The sequence below is a fragment of the Streptomyces sp. NPDC000404 genome, from assembly GCF_040300365.1.
Lineage (GTDB): Bacteria > Actinomycetota > Actinomycetes > Streptomycetales > Streptomycetaceae > Streptomyces > Streptomyces ramulosus.
The window spans coordinates 95,805-112,164 of sequence record NZ_JBEPDN010000009.1 but is presented as its reverse complement, the minus strand read 5'-3'; the positions used below and the strand labels follow the sequence as shown (position 1 = coordinate 112,164).

At 75.1% G+C, this 16,360-nt stretch carries 10 protein-coding genes; 3 read left to right on the top strand and 7 right to left on the bottom strand.

Annotated elements, in window-relative coordinates:
* Positions 1-27 precede the first annotated feature (27 nt).
* The 5 genes from ABT345_RS18880 to ABT345_RS18860 all read right to left on the bottom strand — a co-directional run bounded on the left by ABT345_RS18880 (position 28) and on the right by ABT345_RS18860 (position 7,109).
* Complete coding sequence (locus ABT345_RS18880; protein WP_345079627.1) at positions 28-942, bottom strand: hypothetical protein; 915 nt, start codon at positions 940-942, stop codon at positions 28-30.
* Between the two features lie 406 nt (positions 943-1,348).
* Positions 1,349-1,729, bottom strand: coding sequence for a hypothetical protein (locus ABT345_RS18875; protein ID WP_345079624.1), 381 nt, complete (start codon positions 1,727-1,729; stop codon positions 1,349-1,351).
* A gap of 351 nt (positions 1,730-2,080) precedes the next feature.
* Positions 2,081-3,307, bottom strand: a complete 1,227-nt coding sequence (locus tag ABT345_RS18870; RefSeq protein ID WP_386459662.1) for a VWA domain-containing protein — start codon at positions 3,305-3,307, stop codon at positions 2,081-2,083.
* Positions 3,308-3,321: 14 nt separating this feature from the next.
* Positions 3,322-5,922, bottom strand: coding sequence for a DUF5682 family protein (locus tag ABT345_RS18865; protein WP_345079621.1), 2,601 nt, complete (start codon positions 5,920-5,922; stop codon positions 3,322-3,324).
* Positions 5,919-7,109, bottom strand: a complete 1,191-nt coding sequence (locus ABT345_RS18860; RefSeq protein WP_345079618.1) for an ATP-binding protein — start codon at positions 7,107-7,109, stop codon at positions 5,919-5,921. Before ABT345_RS18860 ends, ABT345_RS18865 begins: the two co-directional genes overlap by 4 nt.
* 167 nt (positions 7,110-7,276) lie before the next feature.
* Here ABT345_RS18860 and ABT345_RS18855 point away from each other — a divergent pair, with 167 nt between their 5' ends.
* Together ABT345_RS18855 and ABT345_RS18850 are read left to right on the top strand one after the other, a co-directional pair.
* The gene (locus ABT345_RS18855) at positions 7,277-8,638 is read left to right on the top strand and encodes an SWIM zinc finger family protein (RefSeq protein ID WP_345079615.1); all 1,362 of its coding nucleotides are present in this window, start codon (positions 7,277-7,279) and stop codon (positions 8,636-8,638) included.
* 211 nt (positions 8,639-8,849) lie between these two features.
* Entirely contained in the window at positions 8,850-10,631 is a 1,782-nt protein-coding gene (locus ABT345_RS18850) for a DUF5691 domain-containing protein (protein ID WP_345079611.1), read from the top strand.
* A 106-nt stretch (positions 10,632-10,737) separates the two neighbouring features.
* Here ABT345_RS18850 and ABT345_RS18845 read toward each other — a convergent pair whose 3' ends face one another.
* The gene (locus tag ABT345_RS18845) at positions 10,738-11,196 is read right to left on the bottom strand and encodes a cobalamin B12-binding domain-containing protein (protein WP_345079608.1); all 459 of its coding nucleotides are present in this window, start codon (positions 11,194-11,196) and stop codon (positions 10,738-10,740) included.
* Between the two features lie 674 nt (positions 11,197-11,870).
* On the opposite strand from ABT345_RS18845, the gene ABT345_RS18840 reads away from it, so the two are divergent.
* Positions 11,871-13,664, top strand: a complete 1,794-nt coding sequence (locus ABT345_RS18840) for a M23 family metallopeptidase (protein WP_345079921.1) — start codon at positions 11,871-11,873, stop codon at positions 13,662-13,664.
* Positions 13,665-13,744: 80 nt separating this feature from the next.
* Here ABT345_RS18840 and pcrA read toward each other — a convergent pair whose 3' ends face one another.
* Positions 13,745-16,231 carry a DNA helicase PcrA gene (pcrA, locus tag ABT345_RS18835; protein ID WP_345079605.1) on the bottom strand — a complete coding sequence of 829 codons (2,487 nt, stop codon included), beginning with the start codon at positions 16,229-16,231 and terminating at the stop codon, positions 13,745-13,747.
* Positions 16,232-16,360: the final 129 nt, after the last annotated feature.

Sequence of the window (16,360 nt, the reverse complement as noted above, 5' to 3'; positions counted from 1 at the left end):
CAGGTCAAAGACGCGGAACGGCCTGCCCTAGCCCGGGAATTCGAGGATGTCGTGGGGACGGTGACGCGTCGGCGCGCCCTCGGCCCGGTGCGCGCCGCCGGGCATCAGCCCGGTGTGCGCGGTCTCCGCCACGTAGGCGGCGTGCTGATCGCCACGGGGACCGTGACCGTCGCCCGTGCTCGACGAGGCGGGGGCGAACGTCCCTCTGGGAAGCGGCGCCGTGGCACCGTCCCGGCTCGGCGCACCCGGCGTACGAGCGGCGCTGCGCGCCCCCTCGCCGTCCTTCGCCCGCACCTCGCCACCGGCCGGTGCGTTCGCCTTCTTCGCAGGTCCGACGCGGTGCGCCGGGCCCTGCGGAGCGCCGTGCGAAGCACCGCCGTGCTGCGGCCGGCCGCCGTCCCCGGGATGCTCCGGGTGCGTTGTGGACGGCTGCGGCAGCACGGCACCCGCCGCACCGCCCACCTGCCGTACGAGGCCGGTCACCGGGTCGGTGATCCGGACGGCGCGCTCGGCGGCGGGCCGTACGGCGTCGGTGAGGTCACCGGCCGCGTCCCGTGCCCGGCGTTCGGCCGCCGCGCCCGCCTGGGCTCCCTGCCGCTCGATAGCGGCTTCGGAGGGCTCCAGCCGGTCCGGCGACGCGGTCCGGGTGGCGGCCCGGACCGGTGCCGCCGCCTCGGCCGTGGCCTTGGCGGGCGAGGCCGTCGCCCGGTCCACGGGCACGGCCCGGACCTGGGACGACGGCTGGTCCACGGTCGACCCGGCGGCTGCCGGGGAGAGCGTCCCGGGCAGTGCCGCCGTGCGGTCGTCCGCGTGGGCGCCGGGGCCGAAGGCGAAGCCGAGGGCCACGAAACCCACCAGGAAGAGCCCCGCCAGCAGCGCACGCCGCACGGCCACGGTGCGCGGCAGGCGCACGGCGGCAGGCACGACGAACACAGCAGACAACGGAGGAGACCTTCCCGGAAGTGACGGACACGCCGGGCAGGGGCCACGGCGTCGCTCTCGTCACGGGTGATCAAGCGATGTACCGATCCTTGCACGAGGGGCCAGGGCGCCCGCAAGTCCCCTCGGCGCTCCTGTCACGTTCCTCCGCCATGTCCGGTATGACGTACGAACAGCTTTCGAATTACCGGCGATTCGCCGCCGAACCCCGGCCGGATCGGCGAGGACATGACATCTCGTCACCTGCGGCACGGCGTCCCGCTCCGGAAACGCCGAGGCCGGGTGATCCTCCCCCACAGAGGACCACCCGGCGGTTCGGGGTGCCGGTGCGCGCTCGGGCGCACCGGTGAGAGGGCGGCACGGCGTCGCCGCCGTGCCCGCTCATCAGGTCAGTTGGCGCGGCTGCCGATCAGACGGGCATGCAGACGATGCGGCCACCGTCGTCAGGCGTGCAGCGGACCGGGGGGAAGCCGTCCTCGGCGGGGATGCGCGGAATGAGCTTCCCCTCGTCGTCGGACAGGGTCGACGCCTGCGGCACCACGGAGTAGCCGCTCGGGTCCTCCGGGTACGTCCGGCAGGTCTCGCCGGGTGCGGCGTCGCAGCCGCCGTCGCTCGGCGGAAGGATCACTCGGTCACCGTCGGTGGCGGCGACGGCGTTCCAGACCACCGGAGGGGTCTGCTCCGTGGGGAGCCAGTCGTCGCTGTCGGCGTGGGCGGCGGTGGCGCCGAAGGCGAGCAGGCCGACGGTGGCGGCGGCGAGGGCCAGGGAACGGCGAACGGGATGACGCATGGTGACGGTCCTTCGCTTCTGCAGCTGACGGATTGCCCTGCCCGCCCCGTGTGCCGGATCGCCGGCGAGGGGGGAACAGGTGCACAACCGGCCTTCCCCAGCAGCCCGTTGGCGACGGCCACCGACGAAGTCGGACGTGCGTGGTGCGGGTGCGCCGTGCCCGTCGCACACCGATCGCCCTTGCACCGTGCGTACACGGGCAGGGGTGAGCGAGGTGACGGAAACGGGGAGTGCTGCCCAGGAGGACGGGGGCGGCCGCGGCCCGGAACCGCGGTACCGCTCACGTCGTGGGCGATACGGCGACCTTGCCCGCCACGGCAGCCGCGCCGCAAGGACCCTCGGTACGACCCGTCACCGTTGCTCCGGCATGTCCGGTATGAATAGGGGGCGTTTTTCGATTGCGGCGGCCATGACCTCCGGGAAGCGATCAGGTGTGCAGGCGAAGGCCGGTGCGCCCAGGGCCGCCAGCGCCGCCGCGTGCTCCCGGTCGTAGGTGGGCGCGCCCTCGTCGGAGAGTGCCAGCAGGCAGATGAACTGCACCCCCGACGCCTTCATCGCGGCCACCCGCTTGAGCATGCCGTCGCGGACCCCGCCCTCGTAGAGGTCGCTGATGAGGACGACGACGGTGTCGGCGGGGCGGGTGATGCGGGACTGGCAGTAGGCGAGCGCGCGGTTGATGTCGGTGCCGCCGCCGAGTTGGGCGCCGAAGAGGACGTCGACCGGGTCGTCGAGCTGGTCGGTGAGGTCGACGACGGAGGTGTCGAAGACGACCAGCCGGGTGTCGAGGGTCCGCATCGAGGCGAGCACCGCGCCGAAGACCGAGGCGTGGACGACGGAGGCGGCCATGGAGCCGGACTGGTCGACGCAGAGCACCACTTCCTTACGCACCGACCGGGCGGCACGGCCGTATCCGATCAGCCGCTCGGGGACGACCGTGCGGTGCTCGGGCAGGTAGTTCTTGAGGTTGGCGCGGAGGGTGCGGTCCCAGTCGATGTCGCGGTGGCGGGGGCGGGCGGTCCGGGCCGAGCGGTCCAGCGCGCCGGTGAGGGTGGCGCGGGTCCGCGTCGCCAGCCGCTGCTCCAGCTGGGCGACGACCTTGCGGACGACCGCTCGCGCGCTCTCCCTGGTGGTCTCGGGCATGGCCTTGTGGAGCGTGAGCAGGGTGCCGACCAGATGGACGTCCGCCTCGACCGCCTCCAGCATCTCCGGCTCCATCAGCAGCGCGGCCAGCCCGAGGCGGTCGATGGCGTCGCGCTGCATGATCTGGACGACCGGGGAGGGGAAGTACGTACGGATGTCGCCGAGCCAGCGCGCCACGCCGGGCGCGGACGCGCCGAGCCCGGCGGCACGGCGGCCCCCGGCGCTCCGGCCCGCGCCGTCCCGTCCGGCGCCGGCTCGCCCGTAGAGCGCACCGAGCGCCTCGTCCATCGCCCGGTCCCGGCCGCGCAGTTCGCGCCCGGTGCCGTCCGCCTCTCCCCCACCGAGGACCATGCGCCAGCGCCGCAGGCGCTCGTCGGCGGGGACGGCGGGAGCGGCGGCCCGGCCGGTGGCGGGGGCCGGGGTTTCTTGCGGATCCATGTGGTCGGTGGCGTTCAACATGCCTTCCCCAGAGGGTCGTTGACGTGCGGGGCGGAGCCGAGCAGCAGATGGAGGGTGGGCAGGACGGCGGCGGCGCGGTCGCGGTCGAGGCCGGGGCCGAAGCCCGGTATCGGCACCGCGTCGTCCGGCCCCGCGCTCCGGCCGGGCCCCGTCGCCCGCGGTGCGAGGGCGGCGGGGCCCCGGCGTATCTGCTCGCCGAGGGCGCGGCGCACCCCGGGTCCGTATCCGGCGAACGTCCGGCGCAGCAACGGGAGGACGTCCGTGAACGCCTCGGGTGACACCCTCGTCAGCCAGCCGTCGACGAGTGCCAGCAGCCGCTCGTCGTGGACCAGCAGCATGCCGTCGCCGTCCCCGCCCCCGGCGAACCCTTCGACCCAGCCGGCGGCGTCCGCGGGCGGGGCGGCGGGCGACAGGGCCAGCCCCATCAGCCGCGCCACGCCGTCGTCGCCGAGCCGTCCGTCGTCGCGCAGCAGCCGCACGGCCCGGCCCCGCAACAGGCCCGGGACGCGCTCCCGCCCGGCGACGGTACGCAGCGCCCGGGCCCAGCGGTCGGCGGGGGTGGCGGCGGAGCCCGTGGGGCCGGTGGGGCCGGCGGCGGTCGGGGCCTCCGCGGCGGAATCCGTGGAGCCGGTGACGGTTGGCCCCTCCGCGGTGGCGATGGAGGCGTCCACGGTGGCCTCGGCGGCTTCCCCGGCACCCTCGGTCGTCTCCGTCCTCTCCGTCGTCTCCGTCGTCTCCGGGCGGCTCAGCAGGGTGACCGCCCGGTGGGTGGTGTCGAGGTGGTCGCGCAGCGCGGTGGCGGCGTCCGCGTCGAGACCGGCGCAGGCGGGCGGCAGGCCGACGAAGATCCGCTCGGCCAGGCCCGCGGCCACCTCGCGCAGCGCCGCACCGTCCGTGCCGCGCACATCGCCGTACCGGACGGCGCGGACGAGGGCGGGGAGCGCCCGGGCGAGGCGACCGACGTCCGTGTCCAGTGCGGCGCGGTCCGCCAGGGCCCGCATGACCTGCGGCAAGGCGTCCGGCAGCGCGGCGAGCAGACAGCTCTCGGCGACGGCGGTGACCTCGGCGAGCGCGGTGGCCGCCGCCGCGTCCGCCTCGGCCCTGGCGGTGGCCGCGGACCGTACGGTCGTCCCCCAGATCCCGGCCTCGGCGACCTTCACCGACAGCTCGGGCTCCCAGCGCAGCCGCCAGGTCTCGCGGAACGTACCGGTGGTGGCGCGCGAGCGGACCGGCTCGCCCCAGGGGACGCCGAGGAGCCGCAGCCGGTGCAGCAGACGGCTGCGCCCGGCGTCGGTCTCCTTGCGCAGATCCAGCTCCAGCTCGCGCTCGGCGGCCTCCGGCTTGAGGCGCAGGGTGCGGGCGGTGCGGGTCAGATCGCGTTGCAGGGGGACGGCCGGTGCGTCGTCGGGGACCTCGCCGAGGGCGTCGCCGACCACGAGCCGGTCGTGGATCAGTGCGGCGGCGACGTCGGAGCCGTCGCCCATCACGGCACGGATCGCGTCGGTGGTCTCGGCGAGCCCGGGAAGCGGCCGGCCACGGACCGCGGCGAGCCCTTCGGCGAGGCGCACCGCCTCGATGACATGGGCCGGGGAGATCGCGTGGTCCTCCTCCCGGAGCAGCCCGGCGGCCCGGGTCAGCCAGCGCTCGACGGGCCGGTCGGGCACCCGGAAGAGATGGCCGTACCAGCCGGGCGAGGCGATTCCGGCGCCGTATCCGCTGTGCCGGGAGAGGCGGCGGTGGGTCCAGGGCACCCAGGTCAGCTCGGTCTTGACCTTGGGCAGGCCGGACAGGAGACGGCGGTCGGCGGTCACGGTCGTACGGCGGGTCAGCGCCGGGACGTGCCAGGCGCCGCAGACGACGGCGACCCGCTCCCCGAACTCCCGCTGGGCGGCCCGCAGCCGCAGCCGCATATGGGCCTCGCGGACCGGGTCGTGCGGATGCCCGCCGTCGCCGTACGCCTCGCGCAGCGCGGCCATCGCCTCGGCGACCGCCGCGAACGGCGCCAGGGCGTCCGCCGCCCCGGGGCCGGCCGCCGTGCGGTGCTCGACGACGTCCTCCCACCACGCCTCGGCGTCGTCGTACCCGGCTGCCCGGGCGAGCGCCCCCAGCGGATCGGTCCGCAGCGCGGCGTCCGGCGCCTTTGGGGCGGGCGCGGACGCGTCCCCCGGGCCGGGTGTCTCCTCCGGGCCGGGCTCCGGCTCCGGCATCGCCAGGGAGTGGGCGGCCGGGAGGTCGATGAAGCGGACCGGGACCTCCCGCTCCAGGGCCCATTGCAGCGCGACCCACTCCGGGGAGAACTCCGCCAGCGGCCAGAACGCCGACCGCCCCGGGGCGTCGCGGACATGGGCGAGCAGGGCGACCGGCGGGCGCATCCCGGGGTCTCCGGCGAGCGGCACCAGCGCGTCCGCCTCCGGTGGCCCCTCGATGAGCACCGCGCACGGGGCGGTCTGCTCCAGCGCGGCACGCACCGCCCGCGCCGAGCCGGGGCCGTGGTGCCGCACCCCGAGCAGCACCGGCTCCGCGGGCCCGTCCCGGCGCGCCCGGCCGGACCCGCCCGCGCCACCGGGCCCGTTGACGCCTGCGGACCCGCTCATACCGTCACCTCCCGGCAGGCGCGGTAGAAGTCCTTCCAGCCGTCCCGTTCGCGGACGACCGTCTCCAGGTACTCCTGCCAGACGACGCCGTCCGCGGCCGGATCGCGCACGACGGCGCCCAGGAGACCGGCGGCCACGTCGCCGGGGCGCAGCACGCCGTCGCCGAAGTGGGCCGCCAGCGCCAGGCCGTTGGTCACCACGGAGATCGCCTCGGCCGTGGACAGCGTCCCGGAGGGCGACTTGACCTTGGTGCGTCCGTCCTCCGTCACCCCGTCGCGCAGCTCGCGGAAGACGGTGACGACCCGCCGGATCTCGGCCAACCCCTCGGGGACGGCCGGGAGATCCAGCGAGCGGCCCAGCTGCCCGACCCGGCGGGAGACGATCTCCACCTCGGCGTCGGGGGTCTCGGGCAGCGGCAGGACGACGGTGTTGAAGCGGCGGCGCAGGGCGCTGGAGAGGTCGTTGACCCCGCGGTCTCGGTCGTTGGCCGTGGCGATCAGGTTGAAGCCGCGGACCGCCTGCACCTCCTCGCCCAACTCGGGGACGGGCAGGGTCTTCTCGGACAGGATCGTGATGAGGGTGTCCTGGACGTCGGCCGGGATGCGGGTCAGCTCCTCGATGCGGGCGGTCGCACCGCGCTCCATCGCCCGCATCACCGGGCTGGGCACCAGCGCCTCCCGGCCGGGGCCGTCGGCGAGGAGGCGGGCGTAGTTCCAGCCGTAGCGGATCGCCTCCTCGGGGGTGCCGGCGGTGCCCTGGACGAGCAGTGTCGAATCGCCGCTGACCGCGGCGGCCAGATGCTCGGACACCCAGGTCTTCGCCGTCCCCGGCACCCCCAGCAGGAGCAGCGCGCGGTCGGTGGCCAGCGTCGTCACCGCCACCTCGACGATGCGGCGCGGGCCGACGTACTTCGGCGTGACGACCGTGCCGTCGGGGAGCGTGCCGCCGAGGAGGTACGTCGCCACCGCCCACGGCGACAGGCGCCAGCGCTCCGGCCGCGGGCGGTCGTCGGCGGCGGCCAGCGCGGCGAGTTCGTCCGCGAACGTCTCCTCCGCGTGCGGCCGCAGCACCGCTCCCCCGGCGCCGCCCGCCGCGCCCTTCCCCGCCTGCTCGCGCGGCTCCCGGCGCGCCCCGCCCGGCGTCTGCGCCGTCGGTTCCGCCGTCGTCTTCCACCCGTCCGCGGACATGGCTCCCCCTCATCGAACGAACTGTCACCGACGCCCGGCAGGCGGTCGGCCGCTTGCGGATTCCACTCTGCACCCGACCACTGACAACGGCCCCGAAACCCGCCCTGACCTGCACTTTCACTCCGAGGCCCGGTCGATTGTCAGTGGCGGGTCGTAGCGTCGGTGACATGAATCCGCAGGGGGAACGCTGGACGACGGATCAGGTGCTCGCGCTGGCGCCTGACGATCCATCACGCAAGGCGGGCGGCAGGCTCGCCGGGCCCGGGCCGTGGTCGGGGGCGGGCACGGACGGCGGCGCGGTGTGGGGGCTGTGCGAGGGCAGCGGCCGGACGCCGTACCGCGCCGTCGTCGACCTCACCGGCCCCGCGTACCGCTGCAGTTGCCCGAGCCGCAAGTTCCCGTGCAAGCACGCGCTGGGCCTGCTGCTGCTCTGGTCCGGCGGCGGCGACACCGTCGCCCCTGGCACGCCGCCGGCCTGGGCGGACGAGTGGCTGACGGGCCGCCGCGAGCGGGCCGGCCGCCAGACGGCCGCACCGTCCGGCGGCGAGGCACCGGCACGCGCCCCCGCCGGCACGGAGTCCGCGGCGCGACGCGCGGCGCGGCGGGCGGCCCGGATCGGCGCGGGCGCGACGGAGCTGGAGCAGCGGTTGGAGGACCTGCTGCACACGGGGCTCGCCGCCGCGGAGGGCGCCGGTTACGCCTCCTGGGACGAGACGGCCGCCCGCATGGTGGACGCCCAGGCGCCCGGACTCGCGGCACGGGCCCGGGAGTTGGGCGCGCTGCCCGCCTCGGGCGGCGACTGGCCCTCCCGCCTGCTGGCGGAATGTTCCCTGCTCCACCTCCTCGACCAGGGCTTTCTCTCCATCGAGCGGCTGCCGCCCCCACTCGCCGCGACGGTCCGCGCCCGCGTGGGCCTGACGACGGACACCGCCGAGCTGCTGACCGGCCCCGAGGCGTCGCCGGTGCGGGACCGCTGGCTGGTGCTGTCCCAACACGATGCCGACGAAGGCCGGTTGACCGCCCGGCGCATCCATCTGCGGGGCGAGCGGACCGGCCGGATGGCGCTCCATCTCTCCTACTCCGGCGGCGGCCGCCCCCTGGAGCCGACGCTGCCGCCCGGTCTGCTGCTCGACGCCGACCTCGCCTTCTACCCGGGTGCCCGGCCGCTGCGGGCCGCCCTGGGCGAGCGCCATGCCCCGCCCGTCCAGGGCCCGGTGCCGTCGGGGTGCGGCATCGACGCGGCGCTTCGCGCGTACGGCGAGGCGCTGCGCGACGACCCCTGGCTGGACTCCTGGCCAGTGGTGCTCGCGGACGTCACACCGATACCGGGGGACGACGAGACCGGCTGGCAACTGGCCGATGCGGACGGCGAATCCGCGCTGCCGCTCGACCCGCGCGCCCTGCCCCGACCGGGCCTGTGGCGGCTGACCGCGATATCGGGCGGCCGCCCCGTCACGGTCTTCGGCACCTGCGGCCACCGCGGCTTCCTCCCCCTGACCACCTGGGACCCGGAGCCGGTCTCCCTCTGAGCCCGGACCAGGAGCCGGTCCCTGGCGAGCCGGGGCCCGGAGCCCGCATCCGCGCGGGCCGAGGCGGCCCCGCGTCCGTACGGGGACTCACCCGCAGCACACCCGAACGGCCACCGCCCCGCGCCCCCTCTCTCCCGCCCTCCCGACGACTCCGGCCCCGCCCCTCACCCGACGACTCCTGGAGCACGGCATGACACCCGTGGAGCACGGCATGAAACCCGCAGATTCCGCTTCTTCGGCCGCCCCGGCCGGCGCCGCCACCGGGGAGGCGGCCGGCCCGGCCGACGCCCTCACCGCGCCCCCGTCCGTCCCCTGGTCCGTCCTGGTCAGCGCGGCGCTGCTGGGGACGGAGCGGCGGACGCCGCCCGTGGCGGTGCGGCCCGGGCAGAGCGCCGCCGCCGCGCTGCTGGACGCGGCCGCCATCAGCACGGTGCGCCGCCGCGCCGCGCTGCGGCCCGCGCTCGCGGCCGACCGCCCGGCGCCCGCCCCGGACGACCCGCGGCCGGTGATACCTCCGGCCGCCCGCCGCCGTCTGGCGCTGCTGCTCGCGGACCGCGGCGGGACGGGCGCGAGCAGCCGGCGCGGCACCGCGCCCGACCTCACCGAGCTGCTGCCCCAGTGGCTGGCCGCCGCCCAGGCACACGGCTACCGCGCCCCCGAGGCACTGCTGCCCGCCCTGCTCGACGCCGCCCGTGCCCGGACGGATCTGCGTCCGGCCGCGCTGGCGCTGGCCGGTCCGCGGGCCCTCTGGCTGGCGCGGTTCCACGCCGACTGGAAGTTCGCCCTGCGCGCCAACGGCACCAGGGCGACGCCGGGCGCCGAGGACCCCGCGGCGGTGCGGCGGCTGTGGGACGAGGGGCTGTTCGCCGAGCGGGTGGCCCTGCTGACCACGGTACGGCGGAGCGCGCCGGACGCCGGACGGGAACTACTGGCCGGCACCTGGCCGACGGAGCACGCCGAGGACCGTCTGCTGTTCCTCGACACGCTGCGCGAGGGCCTCGCGCCGGCCGACGAGGCTTTTCTGGAACGGGCGTTGGCCGACCGCAGCCGCACCGTCCGGGCCACCGCCGCCGAACTCCTCTCCACGCTCCCGGAGTCCGCCTTCGCCACCCGGATGGCGGCCCGCGCCCACGCCTGCGTCACCCTCGCCCCCGGGGCGACCGGCCCGTCCGGCCCGGAGATCGGCGTGATGCCGCCACGCGCCTGCGACGAGGGCATGCGGCGCGACGGCGTGGTCGCCAAGGCCCCCTCGGGGCGGGGCGAACGCGCCTGGTGGCTGGGTCAGTTGGTGGAGGCGGCACCGCTCCACCGCTGGTCGGAGCGGTTCGGCGGACGGGCGCCAAAGGACGTCGTCGCCCTCCCCGTGGCGGACGGCTGGCGCACCGAGCTGCACGACGCCTGGTGCCGCGCGGCGATCCGGCAGCGGGACCCCGCCTGGGCGCGGGCCCTGCTGGGCGCCCCCGGGACGGCCCCCGAGGACGCCGGGGACGCATCGGGCGGCTCGTCCCGCGACACGGCGAAGCTGCTGACCGTCCTGCCGCCCGAGGAACGCGCCGCCTGGGTGGCGGGGTTCATCGCGGCGCACGGTCTGGCCGACGCGTTCCGGATGCTGGGGGTCTGCGCGGTGCCGTGGGCCGAGCCGCTGGGCCGGTCGGTGGTCGACGCGCTGGACATCGCACGGGACGCGGGCAGCTACCCCTGGAGCTTCAGCGGCGTGATGGGCCTGGCCGAACGCTGTCTGGATCCGGCCGCGGCGGACCGGCTGGACATGCTGACGGCGGTCACCGACGAGCCGGAGGGGGCGTCCCCGGGGGCCGGGGGCTACTGGTCCGAGGCGTTCCAACGCCTCGTCGGCACCCTCCGCCTGCGCGCCACCATGCTCGCCGAACTCGTCGGCACCCCAGGCACCGGCGCCCCGGAGCCCGGGAGCCCCGCCGACGCCCCGGCTCCCGCCGCAGCGCCCGACGCGCCGCCCCCGCCCGGAACGGAGTGAGCCCATGACCGGCGCACCGCTGCGCCCCGCCCGGCGGCGGGCAGACCGCCAATCACCGCCGGGACGCGTCGCCTTGCCCGAAGGCAGGCCGGGGCCGTGCGCCGTCTCAGGCCGACAGGGACCGCACGTTCGCGGTCACCCACTCCACGATCGAGGTGGTGGTGGCGCCCGGGGTGAAGATCTCCGCGACGCCCTGTTCCTTCAGCGGTGCGATGTCCGCCTCCGGGATGATGCCGCCGCCGAAGACCTTGATGTCGTCCGCGTCGCGCTCCTTGAGCAGCGCGATCACCTTGGCGAAGAGGGTGTTGTGGGCGCCGGAGAGGATCGACAGGCCGATGGCGTCGGCGTCCTCCTGGATGGCGGTGTCGACGATCTGCTCCGGAGTCTGGTGCAGCCCGGTGTAGATGACCTCCATACCGGCGTCGCGCAGCGCCCGCGCGATGACCTTGGCGCCCCGGTCGTGGCCGTCCAGCCCCGGCTTGGCCACCACGACGCGGATCGGCCCCGACGTACCGGCCGTGCCGCGGCCGCCCGCCTGCGCCTCGTCATGCCGTGCCACACCCATAACCGCCTCCAAGTCATGCACGGCACGTCGTGTGTGCCGCCGAGCCGACAACCGATCGCGCGGCCGTCCGGTCCGGTGGCCGCAAGTGAACGAACGTTATCCCCAGCATCGCGCACCCGGCGGCCCCGTGACATGCGGGGAGGGGGAAATCACACGCGAACGCCCCTGCCGCGCCCCGAAGTCCGGGCCCCGCCTCCTGCCCGGATTACGCACGCCACACGGGCCCCGGCCCGCAGCACCGGCGCCGCGCCGCACCGCACCGCACCGCACCGCACCGCACCCACCGAAATGCACAGCCCGGCATTCCCGACACCCTTCGTCGCCACCCACCCTTCTCGGAGCTTCCCTCACCACCAAAAGATCGATATCAAGCCATCCCTCGTCATTTCGTGGCGCGATATCCGTATTCGATATCGCCACGAACGGCATGCCCGGTACGCGCCGGACACCGCAAGGGAATTCCGCCCCCGCGGGCCCGGTCAGGGTGCATGCGTCGGGTGCCACGCCCGTGCGCTCTCGAACGGGACGCCAAGAGGAGGCATGGATGCCACCGAAAGGCGACCAAATGCCCGTCCCGGTCCCACTCGAAACCTGAGGAAGATTGTCGGCGTCGCGTACCGCCGGGTACAGTCGCCGCTAATTCTCCTGCTGCCGAGGCGAAAGAGAAGCTGGTGGTGAACGACCGTCACCCGTCGGAGGGTCCGCTCCCGACAGGCCCCGCTCCGGACGCCTCGTACGGGCACTCCGCCGCGTACGACTCCTATGGGCAGCAGCATCACGCGACCGGTTACGCCGGTTACGACGGCGGCGATCCGCTCTTCGGATCCCTGCCCGCCGACCACGGCACCGGGCAGTACCCGACGGCCAACTACGGCGATCCGTACGGCACCGGCAGTTACGACACCGGCTCCTACGCCGCGTCCTCGTACGGCACCGGCTCCCACGACACGGGCTCCTACGCCACCGGCGCGTACGACACCACCGGCTACGACACCGGCACGCACCACGCCGTGACGTACGGGACGGGCTACGGCGCGGACCCGCAGGGCGGCGGCTACGACCCGTACGCCCACACCGGCCACGAGACGCCCGGCGCCGGCACCCCTGCGTACGGCTACGACGACGGATACGGCACCCACAGCGGCGCCTACGCGACCGGCACCCACCACGCCGCCTACGGAACCGGCGCCTACGACCCGACCGGGCTCACCGCGGACGCCCCCGGCACCGGCGCGTACGGCTACGCCGGCGACCCCCTCGGCAACGGCGCCTACTCCACCGGCACCTACGACACGACCGGGTACGACGACCGGACGGCGTACGGCACCGGCGGCTACGAGGCCACCGCCACGATGGTGCAGCCGGCCGTCACCGAGGACGCCGCGCACGACGCGTCGGGGCACGACGCCACCGCCGTGTGGCCCGCCGTCACCGAGGACACCACGCACGACGCGTCCGGGCATGACGCCACCGCCGTGTGGCCGACGATCGACCAGGCGGCCACCGCGATCATCCCGGCGCAGAGCGGCCCCCCGGCCGTCGACTCCCTGCCGCACGAGCCCGCCCGGCCGCCCGAGGCCGGATCCCCGGGGGCCGGTTCGGGGGCGCGCGCCGCCGCGGTCGCCGATGCGATGACCCAGGCGGTCCCTGTCGTCCCGTCCGACGCCGCCGACGACACCCCCGACCACGGCCGGGCCGCCGACCGCGGTCGCGCCGCCGCCCCGGCGGGCCGGGGCCGGGGCCGCCGCCGGACGGCGAAGCGCTCGGCGCTGCTGACCATCGCGGTGCCCTCCGTCGCCGCCCTCGGGGTCTGCGCCGCCGCGGCGGCCACGGTCGGCAGCTTCGGCGGGGACGAGCGGGACGAGGCGGCGCAGGCCGCGCCGGAGGCCGGGGGCGTCAAGCCGTCGACGGCCAACAGCAAGCTCGACACCCAGCTCGCGGGGCTCAGCGCCGGGGCCGACGACTTCGCCGACCGGGCCAGCCGCACCCAGGAGCGCATCGACCTGAAGGCCCGGCAGGTCGCCGAGAAGAAGCGCAAGGAGGAAGAGGCGCGGCGCAAGGAGGCCGAGCGGCCGAAGTTCCTGCTGCCGGTCGCGCAGCACGGACTGAGCGCGCTCTTCGGCCAGGCGGGCGTCAACTGGATGTCCGTGCACACCGGCATCGACTTCCCCGTGCAGTACGGCACTCCCGTGATGGCCGCGACCGACGGCACCGTCCGCACCCAGTGGAACTCCGCCTACGGCAACATGGCGATCGTGACCTCGCCCGACGGCACCGAGACGTGGTACTGCCACCTCAGCAGCACCAAGATCCGCTCCGGCTCGGTCAAGGCCGGGGACCAGATCGCCTACTCCGGCAACTCCGGCAACTCCACCGGCCCGCATCTGCACTTCGAGGTGCGGCCGGGCGGCGGCTCGCCGGTCAACCCGCTGCCGTGGCTGCAGAGCCACGGGCTCAACCCCAACTGACGCCCGGCGCCCGCCGGTCCCACCGGCAGGCGCCCGCGTGGCGGCCCGGCCCCCTTGGGGGCCGGGCCCTTTTCACAGCTTCACAGCTTCTCGACCGGGGCGTACCGCAGCAGCAGCCGCTTGGGCTTCTCGCCGCCGAAGTCGATCGTCGCCTCGGCGTTGTCCCCGCTGCCCTTGACGCCGGTGACCGTGCCGAGGCCGAAGCTGTCGTGGGTGACGCGGTCGCCGACGGCGAGCGCCACCACCGGACGGTCGTTGCTCCGCCGGGTGGCGAAACCGCTCGGCCCGCTCTTGGCCCGCGGCGTACCGAATCCGGAGCCGATGCCGCCACCGCCGGAGCGCATGCCGCCCATCGTCGCGGACGGGGTCGCCGGGCCGGTGCGCCGCCAGTCGACGAACGACGCGGGGATCTCCTCCAGGAACCGCGACGGCGGGTTGTACGACGGCTGGCCCCAGGCGCTGCGCATCGTGGAGCGGGTGAGGTAGAGGCGCTCGCGGGCTCGGGTGATGCCGACGTAGGCGAGGCGGCGCTCCTCCTCCAGCTCCTTGGTCTGGCCGAGGGCGCGCATGTGCGGGAAGACGCCGTCCTCCATGCCGGTGAGGAAGACGACCGGGAACTCCAGGCCCTTGGCGGTGTGCAGGGTCATGAGGGTGACGACGCCGCTGCCGTCCTCGTCCTCGTCGGGGATCTGGTCGGAGTCGGCGACCAGCGCGACCTGCTCCAGGAAGTCGGCGAGGGTGCCACCGGAGACCGGCTCCTCGGCGTCCGCGTCCGCCGCGGCGGGGCCGGCCACGCGGTCCTGCTCGAACTCCAGGGCCACGGCGGCGAGTTCCTGGAGGTTCTCGATCCGGGTCTCGTCCTGCGGGTCGGTGGAGGACTGCAGCTCGGCGAGGTACCCCGTGCGCTCCAGGACCGCCTCCAGGACGGTGGCCGGGCCGGCGCCGGATTCGACGATGGTGCGCAGCTCTTCCATCAGGGTGTTGAAGCGCCGGACGGCGTTGGCCGAGCGGGCGGCCATGCCGTACGCCTCGTCGACGCGGCGCAGCGCCTGCGGGAAGCTGATCTTCTCGCGGAGCGACAGGGCGTCGATCATCGCCTCGGCGCGGTCGCCGATGCCGCGCTTGGGGACGTTGAGGATCCGGCGGAGCGGGACGGTGTCCTCCGGATTCGCGAGCACGCGCAGGTACGCGAGGATGTCGCGGACCTCCTTGCGCTCGTAGAAGCGGACGCCGCCGACGACCTTGTAGGGCAGTCCGACGCGGATAAGGATTTCCTCGAAGACGCGGGACTGGGCGTTGGTGCGGTAGAAGATCGCGACGTCCGAGGCGCGGGCGTCGCCGGCGTCGGTGAGGCGGTCGATCTCCTCGGCGACGAACTGCGCCTCGTCGTGCTCGGTGTCGGCGACGTACCCGGTGATGCGGGGGCCCTCGCCGGCCTCGGTCCAGAGGTTCTTGGGGCGGCGGTTCTCGTTCCGCTCGATGACGGCGTTGGCGGCGGAGAGGATCGTCTGCGTGGAGCGGTAGTTCTGCTCCAGCAGGATCGTCGTGGCGTCCGGGTAGTCCTCCTCGAACTGGAGGATGTTGCGGATCGTGGCGCCGCGGAAGGCGTAGATCGACTGGTCGGCGTCGCCGACGACGCACAGCTCGGCGGCGGATTCGGCCGGGCCGACCAGCTCGCGGACGAGGGTGTACTGCGCGTGGTTGGTGTCCTGGTACTCGTCGACCATGACGTGGCGGAAGCGGCGGCGGTAGTGGGCCGCGACGTCCGGGAACGCCTGGAGGAGGTTGACGGTCGTCATGATGATGTCGTCGAAGTCCAGGGCGTTGGCCTCGCGCAGCCGCGCCTGGTAGAGCGCGTACGCCTGGGCCAGGGTCTTCTCGAAGCCGTCGGCCGCCTGCCCGGCGAAGGTCTCCTCGTCGATGAGCTCGTTCTTGAGGTTGGAGACCTTGGCGCTGAAGGACTTGGGCGGGAACCGCTTGGGGTCAAGATCGAGATCGCGGCAGACCAGGGCCATCAGGCGCTTGGAGTCGGCGGCGTCGTAGATCGAGAACGACGAGGTGAAGCCGAGGTGCTTGGACTCGCGGCGCAGGATGCGGACGCAGGCGCTGTGGAAGGTGGAGACCCACATGGCGTTGGCCCGCGGGCCGACCAGCTCCTCGACGCGCTCCTTCATCTCACCGGCGGCCTTGTTGGTGAAGGTGATCGCGAGGATCTGGCCGGGGTGCACGCCGCGGGCGGCGAGCAGATGCGCGATGCGGTGGGTGAGCACCCGGGTCTTGCCGGAACCGGCTCCGGCGACGATCAGCAGCGGGCCGCCGGAGTGCACCACGGCGGCCTTCTGGGCGTCGTTGAGCCCCTCCAGGAGCGCGGCCGGATCGACGGCGGGGCGGGCGGCGCCGTCGCGGTAGTGCGCGTCCCGGGGCACGGGGGCGTCGAACTTCCCGCTGAAGAGGTCGTGCGGGACCTCCTCCGGGGCCGGGCCGTGCTCGTCCTCGGGGGGCGGCGGGGGCTCCTCGTCCTTGGGGGCGAGGTCCGCCAGGAAGCTGTCGTCAAAGAGGCTGCTCATCGCCCACCGAGTCTAGGCCGCCCCACTGACAGTCGGGGCCGGAGCCGGGGAAAGGCCGGAAGTCCGGGCGTTCCGCTCCCCTCCGCCCCGCGAACCCGGCATTTCACGCAGAAGCCCCGCCCTGCCCAC